Source organism: Cupriavidus sp. 22TCCZM04-2, from assembly GCF_057798895.1.
In genome coordinates, this window is record NZ_JBYOJS010000001.1 from 557,996 (window position 1) to 571,367 (window position 13,372).

The window sequence follows — 13,372 nt, forward strand, 5'->3', positions numbered from 1 at the left end:
CTGCCAAGGGCCGAATCGAGTCCGGCCGCAAGCTGCGCCCCCCGAAGATCCTGAACAGGAAGGAGCAGTGATGAGCAACGTGACTCTCGGCGGCAACGCCATTGAAGTGGCAGGCAAGTTCCCGCAATCCGGCGACAAGGCCGCCGACTTCAAGCTGGTCGGCAAGGACCTGAAGGACGTGACGCTGGCCGACTTTGCCGGCAAGCGCAAAGTGCTGAATATCGTACCGAGCCTGGACACCCCGGTGTGCCAGGCCTCGACGCGCAAGTTCAACGAAGCCGCCAGCGGCCTGGCCAACACCGTGGTCCTGACCGTCTCGGCTGACCTGCCGTTCGCCATGGGCCGTTTCTGCACCGCTGAAGGCCTGGCCAACGTGGTGCCGCTGTCGACGATGCGCGGTGCGGAATTCAAGGGCAACTACGGCGTGGATATCAAGACCGGCCCGCTGGCCGGCGTGACCGCGCGCGCCGTGGTGGTGCTGGACGAGAACAACATCGTCAAGTACAGCCAGCTGGTGCCGGAGATCAAGAACGAGCCCGACTACGACGCCGCGCTCGCCGCACTGAAATAAGCAGCACCGGCATCTCGCACCGGCCGCCCGCATTCCCGGGGCGGCCGCTTCTGTTTTACGAAACCCCTCGGGCCGCACGCGGCCCGACCATCCCAAAGTACCTGGAGAGAGCATGGCCAGCCTGATCTGCGGCTCCGTCGCCTACGACACCATCATGACGTTCGACGGACGCTTCCGCGAACACATCCTGCCGGACCAGATCCACATGCTGAACGTCTCGTTCCTGGTGCCGGGCATGCGGCGCGAGTACGGCGGCTGCGCCGGCAACATCGCCTATACGCTCAAGCTGCTGGGCGGCGAGCCCGTGGTGATGGCCACGGTGGGCACGGACGCCGAACCCTACCTGCAGTACCTGCGCGACCTGAACATCGACACCACGCATATCCGCGTGCTGCCCGATACGTTCACGGCGCAGGCCATGATCACCACCGACCTGGACAACAACCAGATCACCGCCTTCCACCCCGGCGCGATGAGCCAGTCGCAGCTCTCCAACGTGAAGGATGCGCTGGGCGGCAGCGCGGCGCCGAAGCTCGGCATCGTCGCACCGGACAGCCGCGAGGGCATGCTGCACCACGCGCGCCAGTTCGCCGAGTCAGGCATTCCGTTCATCTTTGACCTGGGTCAGGCCATGCCGCTCTTCAACGGCGAGGACCTGCGGCAGTTCGTTGAACTCGCCAGCTACGTCACAGTCAATGACTACGAAGCGCAGGTCCTGCTGTCCCGCACCGCCTGGACCAGCGCCGAGGTTGCCGCCAAGGTTCGTGCCTTCATCGTCACGCACGGCGAGCGCGGCGCCAGCATCTTTGCCGATGGTCAGCAGTACGCGATCCCGGCCGTTCCGGCCGAGCGCATCGTGGACCCGACCGGCTGCGGCGACGCGTTCCGCGGTGGCCTCCTGTTCGGCATCGAAAACGGGTTAGACTGGGACACCACTGGCCGCCTGGCATCGCTGATGGGATCGCTCAAGATCGCGCAGCAGGGTCCGCAGAACCACGGCTTGCCGCTCGACGAAATCGGCAACCGTTTCCAGTCTGCATTCGGCTACCGCTACGCCTGACCTGCGGCACGGGCGTGGCACCTTTACGGGAACTGAAATGAACGACAAGCTCCGAACCGGTGTCGTCGCCGTGTCTGCCATCGCGGCACTGGTCAGCGGCTGCGCCACGCAATCGAACTCCAACAGCGTCTACTCGACCGGACAGGCACAGCGCGAACAGACCGTGCGCTATGGCGTGGTCGAAGGCGTGCGCGACGTGATGATCCAGGGCGGCCAGACCGGCGCCGGCACCCTAGCCGGCGGCGCCATTGGCGGCGTGGCCGCGGGCAGCCTGATCGGCAGCGGCAACGGGTCCGTGGCGGCCGGCATTCTCGGCGCGGTGCTCGGCGGCATTGCCGGCAGCGCGACGGAGAACAAGGTCAACCAGCGGCGCGCGCTCGAGATCACCGTCCGCCTGGAAAACGGCGAGATGCGCGCGATCACGCAGGAAGCCGACGAACTGTTCCGCCCCGGCGAGCAGGTGCGGTTGCTGACCTCCGGCGGCGTGACGCGCGTCACGCACTGATCCGCCTGCGTCCCGGCTTCTGGAAGCGCCGCGTCCGAGAGGATGCGGCGTTTTGTTTTTGCAAGGACAGTCAGCCTGCCAGCCGCGGCGACAGCGATCCCGTCGCCCTCCGCACAGCGGCAGCCCAAAAGAAAAAACCCGCCGGGCATGCGCCGTCGGCGGGTTGGCAAGACTGGTGTCTTGCAGGCCGGATACGGTGTATCCGGCCACTATGGCACGCCGTACGTGCCTGGGCGACTCCTTGCGGTAGTCGTGGCCCCCACTCGACCGAGTGAGGCTTACGGACGGTTGCCCGTCGGGAACGGCCAGGCCGCAGCCGGGTTCAGCGCGGTCTTGGCAACGGCAGCAGGCGCAACCGCAGCGGCAGGAGCCGCCGCAGGGGCAGCCTTGGCCTTCTTCGCAGCAGGCTTCTTGGCAGCGGCCTTCTTGGCAGCCGGCTTCTTCGCAGCAGGCTTCTTGGCGGCAGTCTTCTTGGCAGCAGCCTTCTTGGCCGGAGCCGCCTTCTTGGCAGCGGCCTTCTTGGCCGGTGCGGCCTTCTTGGCGGCGACCTTCTTTACCGCTGCCTTCTTGGCCGGTGCTGCCTTCTTGGCGGCGACCTTCTTCACCGCTGCCTTCTTGGCCGGTGCGGCCTTCTTGGCGGCGACCTTCTTTACTGCTGCCTTCTTGGCCGGTGCTGCCTTCTTGGCAGCGACCTTCTTCACCGCTGCCTTCTTGGCCGGTGCTGCCTTCTTGGCGGCAACCTTCTTCACGGCGGCCTTCTTGGCAGCCGGTGCTGCCTTCTTGGCGGCAACCTTCTTCACAGCGGCTTTCTTTGCCGGTGCAGCTTTCTTGGCTGCCGGCTTGGCGGCCTTCTTGGCCGCCGGCTTCTTCTTCGCAGTCGTTACCATGGATAACTCCTTCCACACTAGAGAGTGAATATCGAATGACCTAGGTTGGCGACCCGACCGACCCGAGGCGCGGCAACTCTGCCGCTACCCCAGTCGAGCGAGCGATTCATCGGCGCACGACACTATCTCCGCCGCACGCTAATGAATTCGGTAGCAGGACCGTCGCCCATGGCGACGCCCCGGAATATTCGATCGGCCCGCGCCGCCCGTCGAGTCGGCGCGCAGCCTGCAATGAGGAGATATCGGACGGCTTGCCTGCGGTGCGGGCGTGGCCTCGCGCACGGCAGACGGCATTCATCTTGAGGTAGCCGGCCCATCCCGTCAGTGGGCCAAAGGAGACTGCACGCGTTTTAAGAAGCCGGTTCGGCCTGGTCTGCGTCAAAGTTCTCGTGCTCCTCAGCTACCTGCATCACTGTGTCACTGCATCGAAGCGCGCTCGTCGTTCGATCTTGCTTCCTGTTTCGTTGCAATGAAGTGAGACTCTTGTCAAGGCGAATCATAATTCGTTTGCACGATGATGTTAAGAAAAAAGTGCAAAAAAACTTGCACGCGCGAGCGAGTCAATCTAGCCAGCGCTCACCGCTTCGCGAAGACGTCGCCGACACCATCGCGCAACCACGCCTGCATGCCTCGACGCATGTCCTCATCGGCGTCGCGAACACGCGCCTCCGCCCACGCGAATGCACGCACGCCAACACGAGCGCCACGCCGCTCGCACGCAGCGCGGCGCGCAGCGGGGCGCGCGGCGCGCTGCGTTGAAAGGCCCGTGCAAGGATCATCGCGCTGGCTGGAAACCCGCATAAACAAAGGCTCTCCGGCAAGCGAAGCAAAACCTGCGGAGGCGCGCCCCGATGCTCGCGCAGCGCATGTGTTGCCAAGCGTCGCCATCATCGTCACGGCTGAAGCACCGGATGCGACGCGTGTCACGTGCGATGTTCCATGTGCGATGACGACGCGCACGCCGGCCGCTTGCATCGATGTCTCCGACTACGCGAGACAGTGATGCGCCAACGCAACGGTTTGCATCGAAGCAACAACTTCGCGTCCACCGAAAGCGTTGCGATCCGGCAAAGCTTTCGCAATGAACGCGCGCTGCGAACGCCGAAGGCAACGATAGACATGCGCATCGACACCCTCGCGCGATGTCGCTGCCCTTAGGACAGCAACTCGCGAGACACGTTCGTACCGCGTTCGGGACGCCCGCGAAAAGCGCGCGAGATGCAAGGCTTAGAGGATTGCTTCGGGCACGCGCGTGGCGCGTTTTGCTGCGATACAGAATTCCCGCAAACGGCGTGCGCATGCGCCTTTCGGAGAAGCGCGCCACGGCGGCGCCGAGCCTGGCCGCACACGCCCGCCGATTGCGAAGCGTCAGCGGCGCCAGTAGATTGGCGAGCACGCCTGACGCCGCCAGGCTGTGCGACCGGCCACACGGCATCGCGGTCGGCATCGATGCCGACAGCCGCCACCACCCAAGAGGAGATTTCATGCGCATTCATCCCCAAGCCATCGCCGCGCGCACGCTGCTGCGCGCCGGCATGTTCGCCGCCGTCATGCTCGCGAGTGCCGCGGCACTCGCCCAGGCCACGCCGAGCGGAAGCTGGAAGACGATTGACGACGCCACCGGCAAGCCGCGCGGCCTGGTGGAGATCACCGACAAGAACGGCGTCTACAGCGGCCGCCTGGTGAAGACCTTCGGCGACGACGACGGCAAGCCGAAGGTGTGCGTGAAATGCACGGACGCACGCAAGGACCAGCCGGTCATCGGCATGACCATCCTCTCCGGCCTGCGCAAGACCGGCGACAACGAATGGAGCGGCGGCGAGATCCTCGACCCCGAGAACGGCAAGGTCTACAAAAGCAAGATGTCGCTGTCCGACGATGGCAACAAGCTCGACGTGCGCGGCTTCATCGGCATCAGCCTGCTGGGCCGCACGCAGACCTGGGAGCGCGAGCGCTGACACCGACCGGTGCGATGCGCAGTACCTCGACGGGACGTTGAAGCGCGTCAGGGTTTCTCCGCATCACCGTGCGAACGCGACGCCCGCTAACGCGCCTTGCGCGAAAGCACCGCAAGGCGCACGTCAAGAGCTGACAGCGAGTGCCGGTAACATGGTCCGGCATCCGCGGCAGAGGACAGCGTTGTGGCACCGCGGATCCATCCATCCAGCCGGAGACAACATGCGACAGATCACCGCCAGCCGCGCGCTGGCCCTTGCCTTGCCCTCTCTTGCCGCGGCCGCGGCGGTCACCATCGCCATCGTTCCCCAACCTGCGCGCGCGGCCGATGCATGGCCCAACCACCTCATCAAGTTCGTGGTGCCGTTCACGGCCGGCGGCGCCAACGACCTGGTGGCACGTGCGGCGGCCGACGCCGTCGGCAAGCGCCTGGGCCAGACCGTCGTGATCGAGAACCGTCCCGGGGCCGGTGGCGTGGTCGGCGCCGACTTTGTGGCCAAGAGCAAACCCGATGGCTACACCTATCTTGTCGGCGCGGTCGGCACCGTGACCAACAGCCTGATCCGCACCAAGATGCCGTACGCCGCGGACGATCTCGTCCCCGTGTCGCTGATCGCAGTGAGTCCTTCGGTGATCGTGGCATCGCCATCGCTGCCGGCAAACAATCTCAAGGAGCTGATCGACTACTCGAAGAAGCAAAACGGCGGGGTGAACTTCGCCACGGCGGGTAGCGGCAGCACGCCTCACTTCGTCGAAGAGATGCTCAAGGAGAAAGGTGCGTCGCTGACGCCGGTGCCCTACAAGAGCGGTTCGGAGAGCATCAGCGCGGTGATTGGCGGCCAGGTTGCGGCGACGTCCGAAGCCAGCGTCGTGGTGCTGCCGCAGATCAAGGCGGGCAAGCTCAAGGCGCTCGGCGCAACCTGGGACAAGCGCATGAGCGCCGCGCCGAATATCTCCACCACGGCGGAACAGGGCATGCCTGAAGTCCGCATCGGACACTGGGCCGGCATCTTCGCGCCCAAGGGCACCGACCCTGCCATCCTGAAGAAGCTCAATGCGGAAATGACAGCGGCCATGCAGACGCAGGAGACGCGCGATCGCCTGCTGCCCAATGGCATCGAGCCGGCCGGTGGCTCGCAGGAGAGCTTTGTCGCGTTCATCAAGGCAGAACGCGAACGGCTGGGCCGGATTGCAAAGAACGCCAAGATGAGCGCCGACTGAGAAATATTTTTAAACTGACCTACCGGTCATTTTCCCCAATGTATTGAGGCGGCCCTTCCGGCGAAGGGCCGTTTTCCTTTCCGCGCACCGGCTCCCCACCCCTTTAGCGTTGTATCGCCAGCATTTATGGCGTTTAACACACTATTACGGACTTCTTGTATTTTATTAGCGACATTAATACAGCCATATCAATGTCTGTGTCATGACCGCAACGTCAATTGCAACGCAAATCATTCGCATTTATATTCGCCGAGCCAAAATCATCGCCCTCATGACCGCGTCGTCGATCCTCGCGCATTCGCGCTGGCGGCGGCGCCGGCCGGATCCACGCCCGGGCGAACAAAAGACACACGCCATGAATCGCCGCTCCCAACGTACCCCCATCGCCACCGCGCTGATCGCGCTGTTTGCCGCGCCCGCAGCATCGCTTGCCCAGCAGGCGCCCGCCGCTCCCGTGCAGCAGTCCGCGGCGCCCGCCACGACGCTGCAGGAGGTTGTCGTTCAGGGCGCGGCCTCGCGCGACGATTTCAACGCAGGCCGCAGCTCGCTCAGCAAGTTGCCGGAAGACCTGCGCGACGTGCCGCAATCGGTCACGGTGGTGAACAAGGCGCTGATGGAATCCCAGGGCGTGAGTTCGCTGGCGGAGGCGCTGCGCAATGTGCCGGGCATCACCATCGGCGGTGCCGAAGGCGGGCAGATCGGCAACAACATCAACCTGAACGGCTTCTCCGCCCGCACGGACATCTACCTGGATGGCTTCCGCGATCGCGGCCAGTACTACCGCGACACCTTTGCGCTCGATTCCGTCGAAGTGCTGATGGGGCCGTCGTCGATGCTGTTCGGGCGCGGATCCACCGGCGGCGTGATCAACCAGGTCAGCAAGAAGCCGCAGATGAAGGCGGCGACCGAAGTGACAGGCTCGGTCACCACCAATGGCCTGGTGCGCGCCACGGCCGACTACAACACGCCCACGGGCGACACCTCGGCCTTCCGTATCTCGGCGATGGCGCAGGATGGCCGGACCAGCACGCGCGACGAGATGACGGTGCAGGACTTCGGCATTGCGCCGTCGTGGCGGTTCGGCATCGGCACGCCGACGGAAATCACCCTGTCGGCCCTGCTGCAGCACAACCACGACATGCCGGACTATGGCTTCTCGAACCTGAACGGCCATCCGACCAATGTCGACCGCAATACCTTCTATGGCTTCACCGACGACCGCACCAACCAGGACATCGCGGCGCTGAGCGCGGGCATCACGCACAAGTTCTCGCCCAACCTGCGCCTGCGCAACCAGACGCAGTTCAACTATGTCGAGACCGACGCCCGCGAAACCGCGCCCAACACGGTCGGCTCGGTCAGTGCGCGCGGCTTCACGCCGCTCACCACCAGCACCCTGCCGCTGGACCAACTCTTCGTGCGCCTGCAGAGCCACGACCGCAAGATCCGCGACTATTCGATCTTCAACCAGACCGAACTGACGGCCAACTTCGACACCGGCTCGGTCAAGCACACCATGCTGGCGGGCGCCGAGATCGGCCACGACGGCTACAACAACCAGAACTACTACCGCAACGGCAGCTGCAACGGGCAGCCGCTGGTCAGCGGCACGACCGCCGCGACGGTCGGTTATGTTGCCTGCGAACCGCTGGTCAACCCGACCTACACGGCCTCGCCCGCCAACGTGGCGACCAGCACCGGCAACCTGCAAGGCGGCTCGGCAAATACGATTGCCGCCTACCTCAACGATTCGATCGAGTTCAGCAAGCAATGGAGGGCCGTGGCCGGCGTGCGCTATGACCGCTACATCGCCAGCGTCAGCAACTCCATTAATTCATCCAACTCCGCCGGCGCCCCGTACTTCAGCACCGCGCTGGCCAGTGCCGACCAGACCGTCAACTTCACGAGCGTGCGCCTGGGTGGCATCTGGCAGCCGAGCGAGGCCCAGTCCTACTACGTGTCGTATGGCACGTCGTTCAACCCGTCGCTGGAGCAGCTGGTCGGCACCGTCGGCCAGCAGAGCCTGGAGCCTGAGAAGAACAAGTCCTATGAGGTCGGCGGCAAGTGGGACCTGATGGGCGGCGACCTGTCGCTGACCTCGGCGCTGTTCCAGATCACCAAGGACAATGCCCGCAGCCAGATCGACGCCACCACCTACGCGCTGTCCGGCAAGATCCGCGTGAAGGGCTTCCGCGCCGGCGCCACCGGGCATATCACCAACAAGTGGCAGGTGTTTGCCGGTTATACCTACCTGGACGGCGAGATCATCAACGGCATCGGCGCCAACACCACCGGCAAGGTGCCCACGAACACGCCGAAGCACACCGCCACGGCTTGGACCAGCTACTCCGTCCTGCCCAACTGGGAGATCGGCGGCGGCGCCTTCTATATGTCGGAGCGCTTTGCCAACAACACCAACACCGTGCAGGTGGGCAGCTTCGTGCGCTGGGATGGCATGGTGGCCTACCACCAGCCGAAGTACGATGTGCGGCTGAACCTGTTCAACATCTTCGACAAGAAGTATTACGATGCGCTGATCCAGTCCGATGGCGGACGCTCGGTGCCGGGCACCGGCCGCACCGCCATGCTGTCGTTCACCTATCGCATGTAAGCGTGTAAGGAAAGCCGCCATGCTGGTCGTCATCCCCCAGGTCCTCAACGCCGAACAGGTCGGCGCAGTGCGCGAGCGGCTGGAACAGGCGGGCGCAGCCTGGGTCGACGGCCGCGTGACGGCCGGCTACTCGGGCGCGCCGGTCAAGTTCAACCAGCAGATCGACGAACGCTCCGACGTGGCGCTGGAGTGCCAGCGCCTGGTCGTTGGCATGCTGGAGCGCAACCCGCGCTTCATCAGCGCGGCGCTGCCCAATATCGTCTACCCGCCGATGTTCAACCGCTACAGCGAGGGCATGACGTTCGGCGCCCATGTGGACGGCAGCGTACGCATTCATCCGCATGACGGGCGCAAGCTGCGCACCGACATCTCGGCCACGCTGTTCCTGTCGCCGCGCGACAGCTACGACGGCGGCGAGCTGCAGGTGCAGGACACCTACGGCATGCACGCAGTCAAGCTTGAAGCCGGCGACATGGTGGTCTATCCGGCCACCAGCCTGCACCAGGTCACGCCGATCACCCGGGGCACGCGCGTGGCCAGCTTCTTCTGGATCCAGAGCCTGGTGCGCGACGACACCCAGCGCGCGCTGCTGTTCGACATGGATAACGCGATCCAGCGGTTGAACCAGACCGGCGCCGATGAAGAGGCACGCCGGACGCTGGTGGGGTGTTATCACAACCTGCTGAGGCAGTGGAGCGAGACCTGAGGCGGTCCATGCAATGACAGAGAGCAAAAAGGCCGGGCGGTTACTCACCGCCCGGCCTTTTTTCCAGCTGCCGAATTCGTACTGACTTACATCCGGTAGCGCAGGGTAGCCATGACGCTGCGAGGCGCGCCCGGCATGTTCAGGTTCGGGTTGGTACCATGCGCCGAGACGATGTAGCTCTTGTCGAACAGGTTGTACAGATTCAGCTGGGCCTCGAAGGCGCCACGGCGATACCAGGCCATCATGTCGGCCGTGACATAGCCAGGCAGCGTCACGGTATTGGCGGGGTCGGCGTAGCGCGCACCCACCATGTTGAGGCCGGCGCCCACGCCAAAGCCATAGCCAAGGCTCTTGGTCAGCCAGACATTGCCCGAATGCTTCGGCGTGATCGTCGCGCTCTTGCCCTGCAGTGCCGCCGTCGACTTGGTCACTTCGGCGTCCAGGTAGGCGTAGCCCGCCAGAAAGCGCCAGCCGCCACCCAGTTCGGCCGCGCCCGAGATTTCCACGCCATCGGTGCGCTGCTCGCCAATCGGGATCAGTGCCGTGCCGGCGGCATTGGCGACCTTGATATTGGTGCGCTCCAGGCGGAACACCGACACCGTGGCGCTGGCCTTGCCGTCCAGGAAGTCATACTTGGCCCCGACTTCGGTGTTGTTGGTCGTCTCGGGCGCAAGCTGCGTGTTGTTGGCCGCGAGCGCAAAAGCCTCGCCCGACGGCTGGAACGACTTGCTCCAGGACACGTAATAGGATTGCGCCTTCGTCGGCTGCCAGACCAGGCCCGCGCGCGGACTCCACGCATTGTCGGTGCGCGACAGGTTGGGCTGGCCTGCCAGGTTCTGGCGCGTCTCCTGTTCAAAGCGGTCGAAACGCAGGCCCACCAGTGCTTTCCACTGTTCGCTGAGGGTCACCATGTCCTGCGTATAGAACCCCAGGGTATTGAACACGCCAAGGTTGTCGGTGCCCGGCGTGCCCGGGTTCACGCGCGCCAGCGTTGGCAGCACCGGACTGAACAGGTTGAAGCTACCCGGCACGGGCTTGGTGTTGTTGACCTGGTTCTTGTTCTGCTGGCCGATCTCCATGCCGTACAGCAACTCGTGCTGCATGCCGAAGAGGCTGGCCTTCTGCGTCAGGTCGGTCTGATTGAACCAGCCATGCTCCTCGCGGCCGACATTGCCGTGGTTCATCGTGAACGTCTGCGCCGCCTCGTTGACCGAGTTGGTCAGCGTGTTGTTGCGGTCCAGCGAATAGTGGTAGTAGCGCGTGGCATTGCGGATCGACCAGTTGTCGTTGAAGCGATGGTTGATCGTGGCCGTGCCCGAATACACGCGCGACTGCGAGTAGTCGGCATCGCGCGCATTGGCCGCGCCGTAGTAGCGCGAGGCCGGCACGTCGACCGGACGGCCCTTGTAGGCCGGGATGCCGAAGTCCGTCACGCGGCGGTCTTCAAGATAGTCGGCCTGCAGCAGCACGGTGGTCTCGGGCGCGATCCGCAGTTCGAGCGACGGCGCGATCGCCTTGCGATCGAGGAATTGCTGCGAGCGGTAGCTGTTGGCCTTCTCCACGGCGCCCGTCACGCGGAATGCGGCGGCGCCATCGGCGAACACGCGGCCGACGTCGGCCTCGGCGCGGCGGTCGGCCCACATGCCGTAGCTCAGCGCGAAGTCGGTCACGTCGATGCCCGGCTTCTTGGTCACGCGGTTGATCAGGCCGCCCGACGAGCCGCGGCCATAGAGCACGGCTGCCGGACCCTTGATGACTTCGACGCGGTCCACGTTGGACAGGTCGCGGAAATACAGCGCGTCGTCGCGGATGCCATCGACGAACTGGTCGGCAATCGCGGTAAAGCCGCGGATCGACACCTGGTCGCGCTGGCCGTCGCCGGTGGAGAACGACACCCCCGGCACGTTCTTCAGGGCATCCTGCATCGAGGTGGCATGCTGGTCGCGCATGACGTCTGCCGTGACCACGTTGACGGTCTGCGGAACGTCGCGCAGCGGTGCCTCGGTCTTGGTCGCGCTGACCGTCCTGGACGGGTTATAGCCACTGCCCAGGTCCTGGCTGGCATCGGCCCTCACCGTGACCTCTGGAAGGCTCTGCTGAGGCGTCGCGACAGCCCCGGCCTCCTGAGCGTGGACGATGCCGGCCAGCATGGGCTGGCAAGCGAATACCGTCAGGACGGCGCGGTGTACCGGATGCAGTTTAAGGCTCATTTCCCTGTAATTTTTTGTAATGCAATCGATAAAATGCGACGCATTATCATTTACCGGGGAGCCTTTGGTCAAATTTGCGGATAAATATCCGCTTTCGCTTTGCGGGAAAGGGGTCCGCTACGCCATATTTTTCGGGAGCCGCCTGAGCGAGCGACGCTCACCCGAACTGTTCCGCGAGCGCATTGCGCGCCGCCGCGATGAAATCCGGTTCGCCGCGCCTGGGCGGCAGCAGGAAGAACTCCGCTTCCGGCAGGGCCGGCAGGCCGAGCCTGCGTTGGCTGGCCGCATCCAGAGGCGCCACGCCCGGGCCGATGGCCGAGGCATTGAGGCAGGACAGGCCGAGCCCCGCGGCCAGCGCCAGGTGCAATCCGGCCACGCCCGAGGCCGAATGCGCGATCTCGAAGGACCGATGCTTGCGCACGAGCAGCTTCACCACGAACTGGTGCAGCGAGCACGAGTCGGGCAGCAGCACGAGCGGCAGCATCGGCGTCAGGTTGCCCGCCTCGCCCTGCGCCGTGACCCATGACAGCGACTCGCGCCGCAGCAGTGTCCCGCGCCGTGCGGCCGCCTGGCCGCGCGTGCCGACGATACGCATGCTCAGGCCGATATCGAACGCGTCCATGTCCGCCGTGGCGTCGATCACGGCGCTCTTCATCACCGTGACGTGCAGGCGCAGCAGCGGATGGCGCTCGCGCAAGCGGCGCAGCATGCCGGCGATCTCGGCGGGTCGGAAGTAGTCCGTCACCGCTAGCCGCAACTCCCCTTCCAGCACGCGGCCGCGCAACTCCTGCAGCGCCATGTCGTTGAGCGCCAGGATGCGCCGCGCATGCTCGAGCAGACGCGTCCCGGCAGGCGTGGGCGCCGCGCCCTTGCGGCCGCGCGTAAGCAGTGGCACGCCCGCGCGCTCTTCGAGCTTGCGCAATTGCTCGCTGACGGAAGACTGCGACAGGAATAGGCGGGGCGCGGCCGCGGACAGGCTGCCGCTGTCGGCCACCGTGACGAAGGTACGCAACTGATCGGTGTCGAATCCACGCATGGCAAACCCCTGATTCCTGTTGACTCGGAGAATCCGATGGTTCATATCGGAACTTCCCGCTTTTCCGATATTACACCGCCGCCTACCATGACCTTGCCAACGCAATCATCAAGGAGCCAGACATGCCCCACGTCAACCTGCAGATCTCCGGGGAGCCCGACGCAACCCTCACCCGCCGCAGCGCCGCCGCGGTGTCTGAACTCACGCAGCGCGTGCTCGGCAAAAAGCCCGATGTCATTGCCATTGCGGTCCAGTACGTGCCGCGCGAGCAGTGGATCATTGGCGGCGAGCCGCTGTCCGGAACCGGGCGCAACGCCTTCCATCTCGATATCAGCGTGACCGATGAAACCAATACCAAGGCGGAGAAGGCTGCGTACCTGCAGGCCATCTTCGAAACCCTGTCCGAGCTGATCGGCAACGTGCATCCGGTGTCGTATATCCACGTCATCGATGCGCGGGCCGCGGCTTACGGGTATGGCGGGCTGACGCAGGAGTATCGGCATCAGCATGGGTGAACCGAACGGGCGTCGGCGATGCCGGGGGGGGGGGGGGGGGCGCGGCCCCCCCCCCGCCGGGGGGGCCCCCCCCCCCCCCCCCCCCCCCCCCCAC

Annotated in this window: 12 protein-coding genes; 8 read left to right on the forward strand and 4 right to left on the reverse strand. The window is 65.0% G+C overall.

Annotated features, from left to right (window positions below; genetic code table 11):
• Positions 1 to 70 precede the first annotated feature (70 nt).
• The 3 genes from tpx to AC3FKG_RS02590 all read left to right on the forward strand — a co-directional run bounded on the left by tpx (position 71) and on the right by AC3FKG_RS02590 (position 2,136).
• On the forward strand, positions 71 to 571 hold the full coding sequence (gene tpx, locus AC3FKG_RS02580; protein ID WP_483709283.1) for a thiol peroxidase: 501 nt from the start codon (positions 71 to 73) through the stop codon (positions 569 to 571).
• A gap of 112 nt (positions 572 to 683) precedes the next feature.
• Positions 684 to 1,631: a carbohydrate kinase family protein gene (locus tag AC3FKG_RS02585; RefSeq protein WP_483709284.1), complete on the forward strand. Its 948-nt coding sequence runs from the start codon at positions 684 to 686 to the stop codon at positions 1,629 to 1,631.
• Positions 1,632 to 1,668: 37 nt separating this feature from the next.
• A complete protein-coding gene (locus AC3FKG_RS02590; protein WP_488742339.1) occupies positions 1,669 to 2,136 on the forward strand; it encodes an outer membrane lipoprotein in 468 nt (155 codons plus the stop codon).
• Between the two features lie 278 nt (positions 2,137 to 2,414).
• Here the strand turns inward: AC3FKG_RS02590 and AC3FKG_RS02595 are convergent, their stop codons facing one another.
• Both AC3FKG_RS02595 and AC3FKG_RS02600 read right to left on the reverse strand, forming a co-directional pair.
• The gene (locus tag AC3FKG_RS02595) at positions 2,415 to 3,023 is read right to left on the reverse strand and encodes a histone H1-like DNA-binding protein (protein ID WP_483709286.1); all 609 of its coding nucleotides are present in this window, start codon (positions 3,021 to 3,023) and stop codon (positions 2,415 to 2,417) included.
• A 576-nt stretch (positions 3,024 to 3,599) separates the two neighbouring features.
• The gene (locus AC3FKG_RS02600; protein ID WP_488742340.1) at positions 3,600 to 3,998 is read right to left on the reverse strand and encodes a hypothetical protein; all 399 of its coding nucleotides are present in this window, start codon (positions 3,996 to 3,998) and stop codon (positions 3,600 to 3,602) included.
• A gap of 509 nt (positions 3,999 to 4,507) precedes the next feature.
• Here AC3FKG_RS02600 and AC3FKG_RS02605 point away from each other — a divergent pair.
• The 4 genes from AC3FKG_RS02605 (at position 4,508) to AC3FKG_RS02620 (ending at position 9,517) form a co-directional block, all read left to right on the forward strand.
• Positions 4,508 to 4,981, forward strand: a complete 474-nt coding sequence (locus AC3FKG_RS02605; protein WP_483709290.1) for a DUF2147 domain-containing protein — start codon at positions 4,508 to 4,510, stop codon at positions 4,979 to 4,981.
• 220 nt (positions 4,982 to 5,201) lie between these two features.
• Complete coding sequence (locus AC3FKG_RS02610; RefSeq protein ID WP_488742341.1) at positions 5,202 to 6,200, forward strand: Bug family tripartite tricarboxylate transporter substrate binding protein; 999 nt, start codon at positions 5,202 to 5,204, stop codon at positions 6,198 to 6,200.
• 355 nt (positions 6,201 to 6,555) lie between these two features.
• A complete protein-coding gene (locus AC3FKG_RS02615; RefSeq protein ID WP_488742342.1) occupies positions 6,556 to 8,811 on the forward strand; it encodes a TonB-dependent receptor in 2,256 nt (751 codons plus the stop codon).
• A gap of 19 nt (positions 8,812 to 8,830) precedes the next feature.
• On the forward strand, positions 8,831 to 9,517 hold the full coding sequence (locus AC3FKG_RS02620) for a Fe2+-dependent dioxygenase (protein WP_483709294.1): 687 nt from the start codon (positions 8,831 to 8,833) through the stop codon (positions 9,515 to 9,517).
• An 86-nt stretch (positions 9,518 to 9,603) separates the two neighbouring features.
• On the opposite strand, the gene AC3FKG_RS02625 is transcribed toward AC3FKG_RS02620, so the two are convergent.
• Positions 9,604 to 11,727: a TonB-dependent receptor gene (locus AC3FKG_RS02625; protein ID WP_488742343.1), complete on the reverse strand. Its 2,124-nt coding sequence runs from the start codon at positions 11,725 to 11,727 to the stop codon at positions 9,604 to 9,606.
• Between the two features lie 157 nt (positions 11,728 to 11,884).
• The gene (locus AC3FKG_RS02630) at positions 11,885 to 12,763 is read right to left on the reverse strand and encodes a LysR family transcriptional regulator (protein WP_483709298.1); all 879 of its coding nucleotides are present in this window, start codon (positions 12,761 to 12,763) and stop codon (positions 11,885 to 11,887) included.
• A 122-nt stretch (positions 12,764 to 12,885) separates the two neighbouring features.
• Here AC3FKG_RS02630 and AC3FKG_RS02635 point away from each other — a divergent pair, with 122 nt between their 5' ends.
• Positions 12,886 to 13,278, forward strand: coding sequence for a tautomerase family protein (locus AC3FKG_RS02635; protein WP_488742344.1), 393 nt, complete (start codon positions 12,886 to 12,888; stop codon positions 13,276 to 13,278).
• Positions 13,279 to 13,372: the final 94 nt, after the last annotated feature.